The 19,055-nt window shown below is 58.4% G+C and carries 16 protein-coding genes and 1 riboswitch; of the genes, 6 read left to right on the top strand and 10 right to left on the bottom strand.

All coding sequences use genetic code 11. The annotated features are described in order from the left end of the window. Positions 1-112: 112 nt before the first annotated feature. The 7 genes from BQ4436_RS09205 to BQ4436_RS09175 form a co-directional block, all read right to left on the bottom strand. Positions 113-856, bottom strand: a complete 744-nt coding sequence (locus BQ4436_RS09205; RefSeq protein WP_070362194.1) for a C40 family peptidase — start codon at positions 854-856, stop codon at positions 113-115. A 14-nt stretch (positions 857-870) separates the two neighbouring features. Further along, positions 871-1,042, bottom strand: a riboswitch (cyclic di-AMP (ydaO/yuaA leader). A 535-nt stretch (positions 1,043-1,577) separates the two neighbouring features. Then, positions 1,578-3,197 carry a cytochrome bc1 complex cytochrome b subunit gene (locus BQ4436_RS09200; RefSeq protein WP_070976515.1) on the bottom strand — a complete coding sequence of 540 codons (1,620 nt, stop codon included), beginning with the start codon at positions 3,195-3,197 and terminating at the stop codon, positions 1,578-1,580. Beyond that, positions 3,197-4,417, bottom strand: a complete 1,221-nt coding sequence (locus tag BQ4436_RS09195; protein WP_070362192.1) for a cytochrome bc1 complex Rieske iron-sulfur subunit — start codon at positions 4,415-4,417, stop codon at positions 3,197-3,199. The genes BQ4436_RS09200 and BQ4436_RS09195 overlap by 1 nt, the downstream gene beginning before the upstream one ends. Then, complete coding sequence (locus BQ4436_RS09190) at positions 4,414-5,262, bottom strand: cytochrome bc1 complex diheme cytochrome c subunit (RefSeq protein ID WP_070976513.1); 849 nt, start codon at positions 5,260-5,262, stop codon at positions 4,414-4,416. Before BQ4436_RS09190 ends, BQ4436_RS09195 begins: the two co-directional genes overlap by 4 nt. An 80-nt stretch (positions 5,263-5,342) precedes the next feature. Further along, positions 5,343-5,963: an aa3-type cytochrome oxidase subunit III gene (locus BQ4436_RS09185; RefSeq protein WP_176754846.1), complete on the bottom strand. Its 621-nt coding sequence runs from the start codon at positions 5,961-5,963 to the stop codon at positions 5,343-5,345. Positions 5,964-6,418: 455 nt separating this feature from the next. Continuing rightward, the gene (locus tag BQ4436_RS09180) at positions 6,419-6,850 is read right to left on the bottom strand and encodes an aa3-type cytochrome oxidase subunit IV (RefSeq protein ID WP_070362190.1); all 432 of its coding nucleotides are present in this window, start codon (positions 6,848-6,850) and stop codon (positions 6,419-6,421) included. Positions 6,851-6,867: 17 nt separating this feature from the next. Beyond that, positions 6,868-7,962, bottom strand: a complete 1,095-nt coding sequence (locus tag BQ4436_RS09175; protein WP_070362189.1) for an aa3-type cytochrome oxidase subunit II — start codon at positions 7,960-7,962, stop codon at positions 6,868-6,870. A 436-nt stretch (positions 7,963-8,398) separates the two neighbouring features. Here BQ4436_RS09175 and asnB point away from each other — a divergent pair, with 436 nt between their 5' ends. Beyond that, entirely contained in the window at positions 8,399-10,321 is a 1,923-nt protein-coding gene (gene asnB / locus BQ4436_RS09170) for an asparagine synthase (glutamine-hydrolyzing) (protein WP_070976511.1), read from the top strand. Positions 10,322-10,334: 13 nt separating this feature from the next. Next, positions 10,335-11,327 (top strand): S41 family peptidase, encoded by a 993-nt coding sequence (locus BQ4436_RS09165; RefSeq protein WP_070976509.1) that lies wholly within the window; start codon positions 10,335-10,337, stop codon positions 11,325-11,327. A gap of 76 nt (positions 11,328-11,403) precedes the next feature. On the opposite strand, the gene BQ4436_RS09160 is transcribed toward BQ4436_RS09165, so the two are convergent. Beyond that, on the bottom strand, positions 11,404-11,748 hold the full coding sequence (locus BQ4436_RS09160) for a HesB/IscA family protein (RefSeq protein WP_070362187.1): 345 nt from the start codon (positions 11,746-11,748) through the stop codon (positions 11,404-11,406). A gap of 150 nt (positions 11,749-11,898) precedes the next feature. Here BQ4436_RS09160 and BQ4436_RS09155 point away from each other — a divergent pair, with 150 nt between their 5' ends. Beyond that, positions 11,899-12,606 (top strand): DUF3043 domain-containing protein, encoded by a 708-nt coding sequence (locus BQ4436_RS09155; RefSeq protein WP_070362186.1) that lies wholly within the window; start codon positions 11,899-11,901, stop codon positions 12,604-12,606. Positions 12,607-12,624: 18 nt separating this feature from the next. Continuing rightward, complete coding sequence (locus BQ4436_RS09150) at positions 12,625-13,623, top strand: nicotinate-nucleotide--dimethylbenzimidazole phosphoribosyltransferase (RefSeq protein ID WP_070976507.1); 999 nt, start codon at positions 12,625-12,627, stop codon at positions 13,621-13,623. A 7-nt stretch (positions 13,624-13,630) separates the two neighbouring features. On the opposite strand, the gene BQ4436_RS09145 is transcribed toward BQ4436_RS09150, so the two are convergent. Beyond that, positions 13,631-14,746: a branched-chain amino acid aminotransferase gene (locus BQ4436_RS09145; protein ID WP_070976506.1), complete on the bottom strand. Its 1,116-nt coding sequence runs from the start codon at positions 14,744-14,746 to the stop codon at positions 13,631-13,633. A 147-nt stretch (positions 14,747-14,893) separates the two neighbouring features. On the opposite strand from BQ4436_RS09145, the gene BQ4436_RS09140 reads away from it, so the two are divergent. Continuing rightward, on the top strand, positions 14,894-16,384 hold the full coding sequence (locus BQ4436_RS09140; RefSeq protein ID WP_070976504.1) for a leucyl aminopeptidase: 1,491 nt from the start codon (positions 14,894-14,896) through the stop codon (positions 16,382-16,384). Positions 16,385-16,393: 9 nt separating this feature from the next. Here the strand turns inward: BQ4436_RS09140 and BQ4436_RS09135 are convergent, their stop codons facing one another. Next, complete coding sequence (locus BQ4436_RS09135; RefSeq protein ID WP_070478965.1) at positions 16,394-16,789, bottom strand: oxidoreductase; 396 nt, start codon at positions 16,787-16,789, stop codon at positions 16,394-16,396. A gap of 156 nt (positions 16,790-16,945) precedes the next feature. Between BQ4436_RS09135 and sucB the strand changes: the two genes are divergently transcribed. Beyond that, positions 16,946-18,979, top strand: a complete 2,034-nt coding sequence (gene sucB, locus BQ4436_RS09130) for a 2-oxoglutarate dehydrogenase, E2 component, dihydrolipoamide succinyltransferase (RefSeq protein WP_070976502.1) — start codon at positions 16,946-16,948, stop codon at positions 18,977-18,979. Positions 18,980-19,055 lie beyond the last annotated feature (76 nt).

Raw genomic sequence — 19,055 nt, 5'->3', positions numbered from 1 at the left:
GCTGGCAAGAAAAACTATCACCAATATAGCGAGAGGGGCTTAAAGTTACAATCCTGTAATTCTTCTGCCGACCCCCACCACAATCGTTTGGATCGGCCGATAAATACCGAGCTTAGAAGCGCACAGCGGAGTGCACTGGCATCATGTGCAGTGGACGCTCAGCGACCGGAGCGTTGGTGTTCAGTGCATCAATGATAGTGCCGTTGCCGGTGTAGATACCAACGTGGGAAGCGCCACCGTAGTAAGCCACGATGTCACCAGGCTGAAGCTGATCAAGCGGAACCGGAGTACCCGCAGCCGCCTGCGCCTGCGAGGTACGAGGGATGGACTTACCAGCCTGCGCATATACCCAGGAGGTGAAACCGGAGCAGTCGAACACGTTCGGGCCTGCAGCGCCGTATACGTATGCAGCACCAATCTTTGTACGTGCAATATCGACCAGGCGCTGACCTGCGGAGACCTGCGGCGCTGGAGCAACTGCCGGCGCAGCAACGTTTGCGGAGTATGCCTTCGCGACTGGCGCCTTGAACTGAGCCTCGACGTTTGCCAGCCATGCACCAAACGAAGGTACGTTGTTAACGCCAGGAACCGCACGAACCTGTGCAATTGCCGTTGGGACATCAGCATTGGACTTCTGACCTGCCAGGGATGGGATCCAAGCCTCGATGCCAGGAATCGCAGCGATGCCCGGCACGTTCTCAATACCTGGAACCTGAACAGCTACCGGCGAGTTCGGGACGCGAACCTCAGCCGCCTCTGCAGAGATTGGCGAGAGCAGCGAGGCACCTGCAGCTGCTGCGGTCACTACCGCGACGTTACGTGCAGTGCTGTGTGCCTGACGACGGTGCTTAGCCATAATTGTAAAACTCCATATCTTCTCTTTTGCCGACCGAGTTAGCTGACGGGTTGGGCTAGAGAACCAGCCTTACGACTTCCACGGAAAACTCCGCTCTCGTTCGCATTCACCCCAGAGGGAAAATCCTGCTTGGGTCCCCGGCTTCCCGAAGCCACTAAGGCTCAGGGAATTAGGCGCTATAGGTACTTACTGTTTGCTTTCAACGGCTGTTGCTGCAATGTCTCGATTAGGTTACGAAACGGAAACATCTTTGTCCAACGACACGGCCGTTATCGTTCCGTTATTTTTCCTCTCCCCCATTTCGCGCGAATATTCCTGAGAACTGCAAGCCGAGCGCCACAATGTGCCAAACCAGACAAATGACCCCCTACCTGCTCTTTTGTCAACCTTCCCCACCTGCGACCAGAGTGCAGATTTGGTAAGAATGCACTAAATCACTCTTATGTGACATTACTCACTTCTACTGTATAACGCTTCCATAACGCTTCGAAATGGCTCCAAATTCCTCCGACTTCAGACGTGAAGCGGTGAGCCATTGCGGCGCGTTAATACCGCGGGCTGTAGCAGAACGAAGCCTGAAGTGGGCTCGTGTCATAGCACGGGTGAGATAAAGGTGCTGGGTTCCAAAAGTGGACCGACCGGACATACAAAAACGCCCTGGCCAGCTGTACTCTCGTACAACCAACCAGGGCGCCTTGAGCGACCGCTAGTGTGTTAGAGCCTATTCAGAAGCATTGCGGTCATCGAGGTGTTTGGTTTCCTCGAGCTTGCGCAACGTCTCGATCTCCTCATGGTGGTTCTCGCGCTGCGTGTCCCGGACGCGCTCGGAAACGCCAAGCTCAGCAGGCTTGAATTTACCGATGGTCTCGGAGTCAGCGAAGCCGAGCTGGTTGAGGCGCTTCGGAACCGGAGCACCAGCGTAATCGAGTGGCACTGGGTGTCCATGCTCGTCGACTGGGCCAAGCGGCTGGTGGATCTCCACAAACGCACCGTTAGGCAGCTTCTTGATGATGCCCGTTTCGATACCGTGCTCCAGAACCTCACGGTCGGAACGCTGCAGACCAACACAAATACGGTAGGTCAACCAGTATGCGAACGGCGGCAAGACAATGAGACCGATGCGACCGAACCAGGTCATCGCATTCAGCGAGATCTGGAAGAAGTGAGCAACGTGGTCGTTGCCACCGGAAACGGTCAGCAACAGGAAGAACACGAGTGCCATCACACCGAGGCCGGTACGCACTGGAACGTCACGTGGGCGCTGCAGCAGGTTGTGGTGCGCCGTGTCACCGGTCACCTTCGCTTCGATGAACGGGTAGCTGATCAGCAGGACGACCATCACGCCACACATGAGGGCAACCCAGAAGGCACCCGGAATGGTGTACGGGCCGAGGTAGAGCTCCCACGCTGGCATGACACGAGCTGCGCCGTCAGTCCACAGCATGTAAACGTCAGGCTGCGAACCGGCAGAAACCTGCGACGGGTTGTATGGACCGATGTTCCAAATGCCGTTGATGGTGGTCAGACCAGCCATAGCAGCGAGGACACCGAAGACAACCATCATGAAGCCGATTGCCTTGACCGCGAAGACCGGCATAATGCGGATGCCAACAACGTTGTTCTCCGTACGACCAGGGCCTGGGAACTGGGTGTGCTTCTGGAACCAGACGAGCAGCAGGTGCGCTGCGATCAGAGCCAGGATCACGCCCGGAAGGATCAGAACGTGCAGGATGTAGAAGCGATCCAGCATCAGGTCAGACGGAAAGTCGCCGCCGAAGATTGCCCAGTGCATCCAGGTGCCGATGATCGGGATACCAACAATGATGGCAGACATAATACGGAGGCCAACACCAGAGAGCAGGTCATCTGGCAGAGAGTAACCCATGAAGCCTTCGGCCATGCCGATGAGAATCAGGGTAACGCCGATGACCCAGTTAGCCTCACGTGGGCGGCGGAACGCACCGGTGAAGAAGATACGCATCATGTGGGCGAACATCGCCATCATGAACATCAGCGCAGCCCAGTGGTGCATCTGACGAACGAACAGGCCACCGCGGACCTCGAATGAAATATTCAGAGCCGTGGCGTACGCGCGTGACATTTCCACGCCGTTGAGCGGTAGGTACCCGCCGTCGTAGATCACCTTCGTAATGGAAGGGTCAAAGAACAGCGCGAGGTAAATACCTGTCAGCAGCAAGATAATGAAGCTGTACAGCGCCATCTCACCGAGCATGAAAGACCAGTGGCTCGGGAAGACCTTATTCAACTGTGGCCGGAGGAAACCGGCTACCGTGTACCGCGAATCAACGTTGTCCGCGGCTTGTGCAAGTTTAGTACTCATTAGGATTTACGCTCCCAGAATGCCGGGCCGACGGGCTCGATGAAGTTTCCGTTGGCGATGAGGTAACCGTCTTCGTCAACAGTCACAGGAAGCTGAGGCAGAGCACGGGCAGCCGGTCCGAAGATCGGTTTGCCGTACTGCAGTGCGTCGAACTGCGACTGGTGGCACGGACAAAGGATGCGGTTCGTCTGCGCTTCGTAAAGCGAGGTCGGGCAACCAATGTGCGTACAAATCTTGGAGTATGCGTAGTAATCCCCGTAGTGGAAATCTTCCTGACCTTCACGCTCAACGACGCGGCGTGCGTCCTCAGAGCGAAGGCGGATCAGCATAACTGCGTTACGAGGGCCATGCAGCGAGTGCATGTGGTGTTCGTATACGTCGCGCTCTGGGTCGTAAATGTCACCATCGTTGACATCCTCCGGGTAGAGCGGGAATACCGTCTCCATGGAAGCAGCAGCGAGGTCTTCTGGACGCATACGCACCAGGCGGGAAACACCTGCCGTGGAGTAGTGCGAGCCAGCTACACCTTCGTGCAGCTCGGCGATCGCGCCAGTGTCGCGACCGAGGTAAACCTTGACGCCCTTCTCCTGCATGGTCCATCCGTGAGTCCAAAGCGTGCCATCACCTAAGTAGTTAAGGTCGTGGCGCTTCTTCCACGGGTTTTTGATCATGCCACCGAGGGGTGCAACGACCATGAGGCCGGCGAGAACACCAGCGGTGCCAAGCAGACCCTTCATTGCCTTGCGACGACCCAGGGTGGAAGTCTCCCAGGCATCATTCAGCAGAGCGGTCGTCGTGCGACGGTCCAATTCGGAAGAACGGCCGTCGTGACGACGCTGTACGGAGATCTCCTCAGGGATGAACTTCTTCACGTACTGGACAATCGCGATACCCAGGGCGGCAAAACCGACACCAGAAGTAAGGCCGAGCAGTGGCGTGTAAAGCGTGTAAACCCAAAGTCCTTCATCGCCGTGGAAGCGTGGCTCCCATGGCCAGAAGAGGTAGACACCGAGGAACGCGATTCCGCAGAGCACCGAAATAATCAACCAAATGTTGATTCCGAGTTCGGAAGACTTCTCGCGTGGGTCGCCATCAACTGGGAACCGCTCCTTGCGGTACGCAACGGTGACGTCGTCGAGTTCCGTGCCCAGAGCAGCGAGCTCCGCATTATTCATGCGGTCCAAATCTTGGGATGTGTAGTTCTTGTTTACTTCACTCATGAGCGCGATCCAATCCAGATAGCTGCGGCAGCAACGACCGTTACGCCGATCATCCACATAGCCATACCTTCAGAAACTGGGCCAAGGCCACCAAGGGCGTAACCGCCAGGGCTTGGGGTTTCCTTCGAGGACTTAATAAACGCAATGATGTCGCGCTTCTCGTCGGCGCTGAGCTGGCGATCCGAGAACTTTGGCATGTTCTGCGGGCCAGTCAGCATCGCCTGGTAGATCTCCTGCTCATTCGCAGGGTCCAACTCCGGCGCATACTTACCAGAAGATAGTGCGCCACCGCGGCCGGTGAAGTTGTGGCAAGACGCGCAGTTCAAGCGGAAGAGCTCGCCGCCACGTGCGACGTCGCCAGCCTGAATCTGGCCATCGTAGTTCTTACCGCGAAGCTCTTCCTTCGCGAGTGATCCGTCTGGGTTGTACACCAGCTCCGGTCCCCCACCGTTGGCAGCAACATAGGCAGCCAGTGCCAGTGCTTGGGACTCGGTGTAACGAGGACGCTTGCGTTCAGCCTGAGCGTCATTCGACATCATCGGCATACGTCCGGAGTTGACCTGGAAGTACACAGCACCTTCGCCGGTGCCGATCAGGGACGGGCCGCGGCCTTCAACACCCTGGAGGTTTGCGCCATGGCAAGTGATGCAAGCGACGTCGTAAATGTCCTTGCCTTCTTGAATCATTGCCTGGTCATCTTTTTGCGCAGTAGCGACCTGCGCGTTCGGGGCAAGCGCCGATGCGAGGAAACCCGCACCCGTGAGGCCGAGCGTCAAGGCTGCTGCACCAGCAAAGGTGCGCTGCGCCTTGCGCCGACTGCGCTTTTTCTTAGGTGATTTTTCCATCTTGTTCCCTTTGAGCGTCAGTGTCTAATACAGATAAATGGCCTTCCGTCATTTCGACGGCGACTCTACGTATCAGATACCTATTGAACGATATACAGAGTAATGAAGACGCCGACCCAAATTACGTCAACAAAGTGCCAGTAGTAAGAGGTCACCATTGCTGCAGTAGCTTGTGCCGGAGTGAACTTCGACTTAGATACGCGGAGCAGCACAACCACGAAGGCAATAATGCCGGCGGTCACGTGCGCCATGTGGAAGCCAGTGATGATGAAGAACACTGACCCGAAGACACTCGCCTGAATGGTCACGCCGTGCATGATCATTTCTCCCCACTCGAAAGCCACGAGTCCGAGGAAGACAACGCCAAGCGCGATAGTTACCGTGAACCATTTGCGGAGCCCAAAAACGTCACCCCTTTCTGCTGCAAATACGCCGAACTGAGAAGTCACGGAAGAAGACACAAGCACGATCGTGATGATCAAGCCGAACATCACGTTCAGGTGTGCCGTCTGGTTATCCCAGTCGCCTGCGGTCATACCGTTTGCACGCGAGGTGAAATACATCGCGAACAAACCGGCAAAGAACATCAACTCTTGGGCGAGGAACGCGATCGTGCCAACGCTGACCATGTTTGGTCGGTTCAGCGCCGGGACACGATTCTGCGGTGTCGCCATACCTTGGTTAGAAATTGCGGTCGTCACGCATGTGATTATCCCCTGTTTTCGGGTCAAAGTCATCTCCTTTCACCCACAAACTTTTCGGCAGATTTCGCGCTAACCTGCCTTTTCTGGCCTAATAGCGCTCGAAGGAAATAACTTTCTGCAATACCGGGAACTTTTCTAGCCACTCATCCGACTACATCAATGCAGGTCACAACTTTCTCGACTTCATTCAGCTCACTTTCGGCTGATTTTTAGGCAATCCAGGATTCTTTTTCATCGATTCTTTGCGGTGTTTCAAAAGTTCCCAATAGTGATGGGACTCACATTACACCGCTACCGTTTCCGGCTGCAGACCTACTTTCGTATGACCCCCAAGTGTTACGAATGAGTTCAACCGAAAGGATGAAAATAGCAAGCAAAAATCCCCCTCAGCCTTAGCTGAAGGGGATCAGTTTTCGCCGACACCTCCCGAAGGCGGGGAGGTCAGCGAATCTTTAGTGCTTCTCGCGCGGGATACCGTACTGCAGATTCAGCTGCGTAGTGGTCCACACGAGGAATACTGCGCCAAACACGACGAGCCACAGCTGCCAGAATGCAATTCCGAGTCCGAGGAACATAACCGCACCAGACATTGCGAACGGCCAGATGGAGCTTGGCGAGAAGAAGCCGAGCACGCCTGCGCCATCTTCAACCTCTGCCTCTTCCCAGTCTTCCGGAACAACGTCCATGCGACGCTCGGTGATGTCGAGGTAGACAGCGAGCATGAAGCAGAGCGCAGTAGCGAGAACCAAGCCAACGCCACCGACCCATTCGAGCCCGTAGAGGTAAGCATCTTCACCAATCCACGCTGTGCTGATCATGTAGAAGACTGCCATCAGCGCCAAGAAGGTACCGATTGCGTAGAAAACTTTTGAACCAGTTGCCATTTCTCTGCCTTCTCTTTCTATACCGTCGCGTTAGGGTCGTTGGTGTTGTTGCCGTCGCGGGTGCCGTGGCGGTCAGACACGAACGGACGTGTGGAGGTGGCGTACGGCGCTTCGCCGATGGATGCGAGCGCATCGGAGTTTGGCGCCTCAGGGTTGTCAATACGGAACTGAATGTACTGAGCAAACTTTTCTGGGGTCACGGCACGAACCTCGAAGTTCATCATCGAGTGGTAAGTACCGCACATCTCGGCACAGCGACCAACGAATGCGCCAGTCTTATCGATCTTCTCAATCTGGAATGCACGCTGCTGCTGGTTCACCTCTGGGTGAGCGTAGGTATCACGCTTGAAGAGGAATTCAGGAACCCAGAATGCGTGGTTCACGTCACCGGATGCGAGACGGAACTCAATCGCACGATCGGTTGGCAGGACGAGCACCGGAACCTCTTCGGTGGTTCCGAGAGTCTCAATCTCATTGAAATTGAGGTACGAGAGGTCACCGGTAGAAGTGCCGTGGATTGGGTTCGGGTTCTTAATATTCTCGTCGTCGTACTTCGTTGCCTCAGCCTTGGCCTGACGCTCGGTGTCAACACCGTCATATGCCTGACCGTTCGAGGTGAACTCACCGTCAACGTTTGCGTAGCCAAACTTCCAGTTCCACTGGTATGCGGTTACGTCAACCGTCACTTTCGGGTCCTTGCCGAGGGCTGTAGTCTTCGTCTGCGCCTGGACGGTGAAGAAGAAGAGCACCATAACAATGACGATCGGAATGATCGTCAGTACAAGTTCCAGCGGCACGTTGTACTGGAGCTGCTTCGGAAACTCAGACTTGCCGCGCTTCTCCTGACTCTTCGCGTTCCACTTGAAAATCGCGGTGAGGAACAAGCCCCACATGATGATGCCGATAATCCATGCTGCAACCCAGGTCCATACCCAGAAGTTGTACATCTGCTCGCCCTCAGGGGTAACAGGATCTGGCCAACCCATATCCAGCACCTTCGAGAGCGCCTCTGGCGGTGCAACCTCACAGCCCGTCAGCGCGAGACCGCCCAGCAGGAGCGATCCGGCAACTGCGATTTTCTTCGCGAAGTTGCGGTCCTTTACCTTTTCCACGTGTGTCTGCCTTCCTGTCCACACTCGCTGTTTACGGCAGGACGCACAAACAGGTGCGCCCAAGCATTGTTACTCCGTCAGAATAGTGGATAAGGCGCATCGCCTCTGAATTCTTTTGATTTTGAGTCGAGGTAAGCATTCGTGGTCAGCTGACATCTTTTACCGTGTATGCAAAAGCCGTGCACTCAACGGGTTTTACATAAAACGGTACAAACGTCCTGGTAAGAGCTTTATTTTTCACTCAAATTGCTCAACCATAAGTTGGCCCCCTTTTGGGGACCGAATAAAGGATGAAGAATTTCCGCATTTTGGCACTGGTTTCGTTGGTTCGCGCATCTCCTACAGAAAACCCTATTGTTGATTGGAAGAAATGCTTCGTGGCCCAGCACTCCGCACGGCTGCGTACACCTTATATATAGGAGAGGTTTTCAAGTCTATGTGTGGCCTGTTGGCTCTACTCACCACAAACAGCAATGCCGCAAGCTTCGTGGAAGCCGCGGAACGTGCGTTGCCCTGCATGTATCACCGTGGCCCTGATGCCGCCGGCACCTGGAACGACGACCACGCCGTTTTTGGTTTCAACCGCCTTGCCATTATCGATCTCGAGCATTCTCACCAACCCCTACGCTGGGGCCCGAAGGAGAATCCGGAGCGCTACGCGCTGACGTTCAACGGCGAGATTTATAACTACATCGAGCTTCGCGAGGAACTGCAGGAGGCAGGCTACGATTTCAATACCTCGGGGGACGGCGAGCCAATCGTTGTTGGCTTCCACCACTGGGGAGAGAGGGTTGTCGAACACCTGCGAGGCATGTTCGCGTTTGTCATTTGGGACACCGAGACACAGCGTATGTTCGCGGCACGTGATCAATTCGGCATTAAGCCCTTGTTTTACGCTACTACCCCAGTGGGCACTGTGTTCGCTTCCGAGAAAAAGTCCATCCTAGAAATGGCTCCAGAGCTGGAGATTGGTCTCGACCTAGATCGGCGAGCTATCGAGCACTACGTTGACCTGCAGTATGTTCCCGAACCAGAAACGTTGCACGAGAGCATTCGACGCGTGGAGTCTGGCTGCACGGTGTCACTGACGCCTAGCGGTGAAGTCACATCGGAGCGCTACTTCAAACCACACTTCAAACCACAGCAAGTCCCACAAGGTCAAGAGCAGAAGCTTTACGACAGGATCGCTCAGGCGCTCGAAGACTCCGTCGAGAAGCATATGCGAGCGGACGTCACCGTCGGTTCTTTCCTCTCCGGCGGCATTGATTCGACAGCGATTGCGGCCCTGGCGAAGAGGCACAATCCAAACTTGTTGACGTTTACCACCGGCTTCGAGCGAGAGGGGTACTCCGAGGTAGATGTGGCTGCGGAGTCCGCTGAGGCGATTGGTGTTGAGCACATCGTGAAGATTGTCTCGCCTGAAGAGTACGCGGACGCGGTGCCGAAGATCATGTGGTACCTCGATGATCCGGTCGCGGACCCTTCGCTTGTCCCGCTGTTCTTCGTCGCACAGGAGGCCCGCAAGCACGTCAAGGTGGTGCTCTCGGGTGAGGGTGCCGACGAGCTGTTCGGTGGGTACACCATCTATAAGGAACCGCTGTCGCTCGCGCCGTTCGAGAAGTTGCCGACGCCTCTTCTACGGGGACTGAACAGGCTAAGCCGTGTGCTGCCGGAAGGCATGAAGGGCAAGAGCTTACTCGAACGCGGTACGACCCCAATGGAGGACCGTTACTACGGTAACGCTCGTTCCTTTAACTTCGAGCAACTACAGCGTGTGCTGCCGTGGGCGAAGCATGAGTGGGACCACCGCGAGGTCACCGCGCCGATTTACGCCACATCGACAGAGATGGATCCAGTTGCCCGGATGCAAAACTTGGACCTGTTTACCTGGATGCGCGGCGATATCTTGGTCAAGGCGGACAAGATGAACATGGCGAACTCGCTGGAGTTGCGCGTGCCGTTCCTGGATAAAGAGGTCTTTGAAGTCGCGCAGACGATCCCGTACGACCAGAAGATCGCGCACGGCACCACCAAGTACGCGTTGCGTAAGGCGATGGAGCAGATCGTTCCGCCGCATGTTCTCCACCGCAAGAAGCTGGGATTCCCTGTTCCGATGCGCCACTGGCTGGCCGGCGATGAGCTCTTTGGCTGGGCGCAGGACACTATCCGCGATTCGCAGACCGACCATATCTTCGCCAAGGACCAGGTGCTGGAGATGCTCAAGGAGCACCGTGACGGTGTTTCCGATCATTCGCGTCGCCTTTGGACGGTGCTTGCGTTTATGATCTGGCACGGCATTTTTGTCGAGCATCGCATTGATCCGGGCATCGAGCACAAGGAATACCCGGTTCAGCTTTAAGGAGGACCTGCTCATGTGGACCAAGAAACGAGTACTGACCACCATCGTTGCGATGCTCAGCGCGTTACTGCTTGCAGTTGGCGCCGTGGCGTTCGTCTACGGTCCGACGCTCACCGCGATGCTGACGGGCACCGCTCGTTTCGCGGGGACACAGACGCCGAAGCGGTATAGCGCGACGGTGCTCGCGCTCGCCGAGCAGGGCATCTACGCCGACTCGACAGAGTTCGAGGAGGCGAAGGCCCGCGCAAAGGAGGCCGCAAAGCAGGCTGATACGCTTCACGACGTTTACCCCGCCCTCGAGGACGCAGTCAAAGCTGCTGGCGGGAAGCACTCCCGTCTGATTGAACCTGGTAACCCTAACCTCGGCTGGACTATGGAAGAGAAGTCGGAAGCCGCAGTCAGCGTCGAGGGCCGCGTTGCGGTGGCAACCGTGCCTGGCGTCGATCGGCACGATGATGTGCAGGGCTACGCAGACACGCTCGCAACAGGTCTGGCTTCCGCACGTGATGCCGGGGCATGCGGGGCGGTCGTTGACCTGCGTGGCAACGACGGAGGCGACATGGGTCCAATGGTCTCAGGCCTCTCCTCACTGTTGCCGGATGGCGCGGTGCTCGAATTCGTCTCTCGGACGAACACTACCCAGGTCACGGTTGAGGGGAACTCGGTGACCGGCGGCGGCACCCCGATCACGACTTCTGGCGGGAAGTGGGATGCGCCGGTGGCGGTCTTAGTCGATGGCGACACTGCTTCGTCGGGCGAGGCCACGATGCTGTCGTTCCGGGGGCTCGAGCACTCCCGCAGTTTCGGGTCCCCTACTGCGGGCTACGCGTCGGCAAACATGGTGTACGACTTCCCGGACGGCAGCCTGCTGATGCTGACTATCGCGAAGGACAAGGCACGCACTGGCGAGGAGTTCGCCGAAGATCCGGTGCAGCCCGACGTCGAAACCGATGTGCCGTTCGAGGAGGCCAAGCAGTGGCTCGACACCGAGTACGGCTGTAAATAGTCCGCGCAGACGAAACACCCCGCGCTCCCCTCAATCATGAGGTGGGCGCGGGGTGTTGGCGTCGAAAAGCTACTGCTTAGTTGAAGCTATCGCCGCACGCGCAGGCCGAGCCAGCGTTCGGGTTATCGATGGTGAAGCCCTGCTGCTCGATGGTGTCAGCGAAATCGATCGTTGCACCGGTGAGGTACGGCACGCTCATCTTGTCCACGACGAGGCGCACACCCCCGACAACGTCAGCCTTGTCACCGTCGAGCTCGCGGTCGTCGAAGTACAGCTGGTAGCGCAGGCCAGCGCAGCCACCTGGCTGAACAGCAATGCGAAGCGAAAGGTCGTCGCGGCCTTCCTGGTCGAGCAGAGCCTTCGCCTTTGCAGCCGCTGCTTCAGTAAGGGTCACGCCCGTGGCAGAGGTAGGTGCAGTCATTCTTTCTCCTTGCTTAGCGAATATCTTCACGCAAGATGCGTGCTTCGGAGTGTGGCACTAGCGTACTCGCATCACACCGTCATCGTCTACAGCGTATGGGAGCGGGCGCTTATTCCCCACTTTCGGGGACGGCCTTGTAGCCTGTATAGCGTGAAACTTCCTTGGCAGAAATCTGATGAGGCTCCAGCCGCCGCTGCTGCCGCAGCGAATCGAGCGGAGACTCCCGAAACCGACGCGGAACCCGCGAAGAAGTACCCGAAGGGCTACACCCCTCCGAAGGGTCGGCCGACGCCGAAACGCCTTGATCAGGAGATTAAGCGCGGCGTGGTCCGCGACCCCAACGCGACGACTCCCGCTCAGCAGTACCAGAAGAATAAAGAGCTGAAGAAGTCGATGTCGAAGGAGGAGTGGAAGGCATACAAGAAGCAGCAGCGCGAAGAGGCGAAGAAGCACAATCGCGAGGTCCAAGCCAAGATGGACGCCGGCGACGAGCGCTACCTCATGGACCGCGACCGTGGCGAAACCCGCCGCTTCGTCCGCGACTGGGTAGATTCGCGCCGCTTCATGAACAACTACGCGATGCCGTTAGCGATCCTGCTGTTCCTCATCCTCTTCATCGGCTCCTGGTACCCGGAGATCGCCGGCGCCATCGCTATTTTGCCGATGGTGTTTATCGTGCTGATTCTTGGTGAGGCATTCCTGATCGGCAAGCGTGCGAACAACGCTGTGCGCGCGAAGTTCCCTGGTACGGCTGATACCGGCTTCGGCCTTGGTATGTACGCGTTCTCCCGCGCGTCGCAGCCGCGGAAGTGGCGCTCGCCGAAGCCACAGGTGCGCATCGGCGAGACCGTGAACTAAACGGACAAAGGACGTTTCATGGCTGTTACATTCGACCCGATTGAGCATCCAAGCGAAACCCTGCACCGCGAGCTTGCCCGCGAACTACAGCGCAGCCCGGAGGGGCGAGGTCTCGGTCGCGTGGGAACGATTGCGGAATGGACTGCCTCGGTGCAAAACCGTAGGCGCCCGGTTGCGTTCCGTCAGCCGCAGTGCGTGCTTGTCGCCGGTAACCACGGTGTCGCAGCACGCGGTATTTCCGCGCAGCCACACGACGCCGCCTGGACCACTGTAAAGCAGATTGCGGCAGGTGGCGGCGTCGCTCGCGTTGCTGCGGAAGCCGCGGGCGCGTCGATTATTCAGATTAATGACTACTTAACGCTGCCGACAGGCGCGATAGACCGGCAAGCCGCCATGACGCCCGAGGCGTTCGAGCAGGCAGTCGCGCACGGTGCTCGCGTCGTTGACCAGGGCGTAGACAGTGGAGTTGACCTGTTCATTCCTGGAGACATTGGCGTCGGCAATTCGACGGTCGCCGCCGCCGTCTATGGCGCGCTGTCGCGCACCGAGCCGGTCAAGGTCATCGGGCGCGGCTCGGGCATCGACGACAACGTCTGGAAAGTGAAAGTTGCGGCAATTCGGGACGCCATGTTCCGGGTGCGCACCTTTAGTGACGACGTCCCCCGCGTCCTTGCCGAGCTTTCGGGGCCAGATTTCGCGTTCCTTGTCGGTGTGTTCGCGCAGGCCGCGGTTCGTCGAACCCCCGTACTTTTCGACGGCCTCTACGCCACCGTCGCCGCCTACGCCGCCGAGCGCCTCGCACCCGGCACGAAGCAGTGGATCATGGCGGGCCAGCTCAGTCCGGAACCCGCCCAGATGCTGGCGCTCCAGGCCCTCGATATCATTCCGGTGCTGGCACTGGACTTGTCGCTCAACCAGGGAGTGGGCGCGCTCGCAGCGCTGCCGCAAATCAACCTGGCTTCTGAGCTCGTTACTACAGTGCTCGGGCCGGAGGCCCCAGAGGGCGCCCCGGCCTGAGATCCCTCTAGTTCTCGGCTGGGACGAGCGTGTGGTTCCAGCCGTGGACGTCTTCGACCGAGCCGTCCTGGATACCGCGCAGGCGCTCGCGCAGCTGCATGGTGATGGTGCCGGCCTCATTGTTGTTTACGGTGAACTCACCGTGGCGGCTCAGCACGCGCCCGACCGGAGTGATCACCGCTGCGGTACCGCATGCAAGCGTCTCACTGATGGTGCCGTTTTCAGCGCCCTTGTGCCACTGCTCCACCGTGATCTTGCGCTCCTCGGTGCTGTAGCCGAGGTCTTCCGCAACCTGCAGCAGCGATTTGCGGGTGATGCCCGCCAGGAGGGAACCGGACAGTGCTGGGGTGATCAACTTCGCGTCCTTCCCGCTGCCCTCGACGAACATGAGGTTCATGCCGCCCATCTCTTCGATGTACTTGCGCTCAATGGCGTCGAGCCAGACAACCTGGTCGCAGCCCTTTTCTTCTGCCTCGGCCTGCGCGAGCAGGGAACCCGCGTAGTTGCCAGCGAACTTGGCGTCACCGGTGCCGCCGGGCGCCGCGCGGACGTATTCCTCGGAGATCCACACGCTGACGGGCTTGACGCCGCCGGAGAAGTAGGCGCCAGCTGGGGATGCAATGAGGTAATAGGTGTAGGTGCTCGAGGACTTCACCCCGAGCGTCTTCTCGGTGCCAATCATAAATGGACGCAGGTACAGCGCCGCTTCTCCACCAGCTTCGGGGACCCAGTCCTTATCAATCGTCACCAGCTGCTGCAGCGACTCGATGAACAGATCCTCCGGCAACTCAGGCATTGCCAGGCGATGCGCGGAATGGGCAAAACGCGTCGCATTCTGCTCGGGGCGGAACGTCGTGATCGAGCCGTCGTGGTGACGGTATGCCTTCAGGCCTTCGAAGATCGCCTGCCCGTAGTGGAAGACGTTGGTCGCCGGGTCCAGCGAGATCGGCCCGTACGGGCGGACCTGCGCGTTATGCCAGCCGTTGGCCTCGTCCCAGTCGATGGAGACCATGTGGTCAGTAAACTCTTGCCCGAAGGCTGGGTTTGCGAGCACTGCATTGCGCTCTTCGTCAGTTGCCTTGTTCGGATTCGGGATAATTTCAAATGGTGTGCCTTGAGTCATGCAGACCACCCTACTCCCCGATTCCACTCTTTGGAACCGGAATTCCATATTTTCTTCCACGCACAAATAGCTTGCCCCGCGCCACGCGTCCCTTATTCCAGGTACCCTTGGCGATGTTCAATAATCTTAAGAAAGGCGCATGTACTTATGACTTTTTCGGTTCCTGAATCGCTGCTCCCGGTCCGGGGCGACTCCGTCTCCCTCAACTTTTCGACGTCCGCTCCGAGCGACACCGCTGCCCTCTTGCTACCCGTGACCTCGGATGACTCGAAGGTTGAAGTCCCAGTGACCGCACTGGCACCGAAGGGTGCACTCGAGGCGCTGGAGACAGTCGGCGCGAAGGGCACCGCCGGCGAGATCACCCGCGTGGTCGTTGATGGGAAGTTGGTCATCGCCTTTGGCCTGGGCAACGCCGATGAGATTGATGACGAGACTGTCCGTCGCGCTGTCGGTTCCCTGGCTCGCACACTGTATGGCACGGAGTCTGCGGTGATCTCGACTGAGTTCGGCGTCGCCCCCGTCGTGGAAGGCCTGTTGCTGGGCGCCTATAAATACAAGGGCTTCAAAGCCCCGTGCCAGTGTGGCTGCGACGGCGAGCACGGACTTACCGACGTCACCGTTGTAGGCAAGGAAGACGAAAAGGAAGCATTCGACCAGGCAGTGATCCTCGCCGAGTCGATCATGCTGGCGCGCGATCTCGTGAACACGCCGTCGAACCACCTCTACCCTGCTGTGTACGCGGAGCTCATCGAGAACGTCGGCAAGCAGGTTGGACTCGAGGTCGAGGTGTTCGACGAGAAGCAGCTTGAGGAGCAGGGCTTCGGCGGCATCCTCGCGGTCGGCAAAGGCTCCGCCCGCGCGCCGCGCCTGGTGCACCTGAAGTGGACGCCTTCCGCGTCGAAGTCCTCTGTCGCGTTGGTTGGCAAGGGCATCACCTTCGATACCGGCGGCATCTCCCTCAAGCCGGGTGCAAAGATGGAGGACATGATTTCCGACATGGGCGGCTCTGCTGCTCAGTTCGGCGCAATTGTTGCAGCTGCCCGCCTCAACCTGGATGTTGCGGTCGACGCCTGGCTGCCACTCGCGGAGAACATGCCGTCCGGTACCGCTACCCGCCCGGGCGACGTGATTCGCCACTACGGCGGCATCACCAGCGAGGTACTCAACACCGATGCTGAAGGCCGCCTCGTGCTGGCAGACGCGATGGCACGCGCGGCTGAAGATAACCCTGACTTCATGATTGAGACGTCCACGCTGACCGGCGCTCAGCTTGTCGCCCTCGGCAACCGCACTGCCGGCGTCATGGGCTCTGATGAGTTCCGCGACCGCGTCGCTGCGCTGGGCCGCGAGGTTGGCGAGCAGGCCTGGGCGATGCCGCTGCTGGAGGAACAGGAAGAAGAGCTGAAGTCCCCCGTCGCCGATATCCGCAACGTCCACAATGCCCGTACCGGCGGCATGCTGTTCGCTGGCCTGTACCTGTCCCGCTTCGTCGGCGAGGACACCGAGTGGGTGCACATCGATGTCGCCGGCCCGGCGTGGAACGGTGGCTCGCCACGCGGCTACACGCCGAAGCGCGCGACCGGCGCCCCGTTGCGTACGATCGTTGCAACGCTTCGCAGCATCGCTGAGGCCAACTAGTCTCCGGACTTAGGAAAAGGGATGTTCGCCGCGCTCAAACTTGGCGCGGCGTTCTTTCTGTTCCGCTCGCTTCCGCAGGATGCGTTCTTGCTCCATCTTGCGACGCATCCGGTCCGGGTACCCGGTCTCTTCGACGTCATAAAGAGATATATTCAGCAGCGTAGCGACGGCGTCAATACCTTTGGGACCTCCGATGCGTCGGCGGGTGTAGTTGCCCTCTTCATCGACAAGCACGACAGACATCTCGTTGACCATCGTTTCCGGCTCAACAAACCCCTCGACGAAGGCACGCTTCGCAACCCATTCCTGGAGGTAGGCAGCGTCTTCCGGCCGGATGGTTTCGCCGGGCGCGCGTGGGGGTTTGAAGGTGGTCTGCTTCTTCCGCTTGCCGAACAGGTTAAACACTTCTCTCATCATACGGATATTTCTCGACGCCCCAATTCTGCGTTTGGTGGCCTTCAACAAATTAGTTGCCCCCGAAAGGCACGAAAGTCTTCGGTGACAGGTACGCTATTGACCTGTATAGCTTCTACGAAAATGTATCTGCGAGGAGACTAAATTATGGCGCACTCTGTCGAGATGCCTGAGCTGGGCGAATCCGTCACGGAAGGCACTATCACCACCTGGCTGAAGGAAGTCGGCGACACCGTCGAGGTCGACGAGCCACTGCTGGAGGTTTCCACCGATAAGGTCGACACGGAGATTCCTTCCCCTGTCGCCGGTGTAATCCTCGAGATTAAGGCCGAGGAAGACGACACCGTTGATGTCGGTGACGTGATTGTGATTATCGGCGAAGAAGGCGAAGCCCCGGCATCGGACTCGGCAAAGGACGAGGAGCCTCAGGAAGAAGAGGAGCCAAAGAAAGCTCCGGAGGAAGAGAAGGCTGACAAGCCTTCCTCCGGCGACGCCACCGATGTCTCCATGCCTGAGCTCGGCGAATCCGTCACGGAAGGCACCATCACCACCTGGCTGAAGGAAGTCGGCGACACCGTCGAGGTCGACGAGCCACTGCTCGAGGTCTCCACCGATAAGGTCGATACCGAGATTCCTTCCCCTGTCGCAGGCACCCTCGTAGAGATCCTCGCTGAGGAAGACGACACCGTCGAGGTCGGCGAAGTCATCGCCCGCATCGGCGACGCTGACGCCAAGCCAGCTGAAAAGGAAGCTCCAAAGGCCGAAGAGCCAAAGGAAGAAAAGAAGGAAGCTCCGGAGGAAGAGAAGGCTGACAAGCCTTCCTCCGGCGACGCTACCGACGTCTCCATGCCTGAGCTCGGCGAATCCGTCACCGAAGGCACCATCACCACCTGGCTGAAGGAAGTCGGCGACACCGTCGAGGTCGACGAGCCACTGCTCGAGGTCTCCACCGACAAGGTCGATACCGAGATTCCTTCCCCTGTCGCAGGCACCCTCGTAGAGATCCTCGCTGAGGAAGACGACACCGTCGAGGTCGGCGAAGTCATCGCCCGCATCGGCGACGCTGACGCCAAGCCAGCTGAAAAGGAAGCTCCAAAGGCCGAAGAGCCAAAGGAAGAACCCAAGGAAGAAAAGAAGGAAGCCCCGAAGGCTGAAGAGCCAAAGGAGGAGAAGCCGAAGGAAGACAAGCCAGCACAGCAGGCTTCGACCAAGGTGAACAAGTCCGACGGTTCCCTCCCGTACGTCACCCCGCTCGTGCGCAAGCTGGCAGAAAAGCACGGCGTTGACCTGTCCACAGTTGAGGGCACCGGCGTTGGTGGCCGAATCCGCAAGCAGGACGTGATCGCTGCAGCGAAGGGTGGATCCGACGACAAGGCCGAGGCATCGGCTCCGAAGTCCGAGGAAAAGAAGGGCGCACGCTCCAACTGGTCCACCAAGTCCGTGGATCCGGAGAAGCAGTCACTGATCGGCACCACCCAGAAGGTCAACCGCATCCGCGAGATCACCGCTGCGAAGATGGTCGAGTCGCTGCAGACCACAGCTCAGCTGACGCACGTTCAGGAAGTCGACGTCACCCGCATCGCAGAGCTGCGCAAGCGCGTGAAGCCGGAGTTCATCAAGAAGCACGACGCCAACATCACCTATCTCGCGTTCTTCATCAAGGCGACGGCGGAGGCCCTGGTCTCCCACCCGAACGTCAACGCGTCCTACGATGCGGAGAAGAAGGAGATCACCTACCACGAGGACGTCAATATCGGTGTCGCAGTGGATACACCACAAGGCCTGCTCGTGCCGGTGATCAAGCGTGCACAGGACCTGAACCTGGCGCAGATCGCGCAAGCTATCAACGACCTGGCGACCCGCGCACGCAACAAGAAGCTGCGCCCGGACGACCTGTCTGGTGCAACGTTCACGGTGACCAACATCGGTTCCGAAGGTGCACTGCTGGATACGCCGGTGCTCACCCCGCCACAGGCAGGCATCCTGGGTACCGCGGCGATTGAGAAGCGCCCGGTCATCGTTACAGAGGAAGGTAGTGACTCGATCGCGATCCGCCAGATGTGCTACCTGCCATTCACCTACGATCACCAGCTGATCGACGGCGCAGATGCAGGCCGCTTCGTCACCACGATCAAGGACCGCATCGAAACCGGCGACTTTGAAGACGACCTGGACCTCTAAAACAGGTCAAGATGACGAATCTTAGCGGTGGCCCCAATGCCAATACGGTGTTGGGGCCACCGCTGTTTTCACCTCT

It is taken from the genome of Corynebacterium sp. MC3 (assembly GCF_900099485.1).
Classification (GTDB): Bacteria; Actinomycetota; Actinomycetes; order Mycobacteriales; family Mycobacteriaceae; genus Corynebacterium; species Corynebacterium pseudogenitalium.
This window is presented reverse-complemented; position numbering and strand designations above follow the sequence as displayed.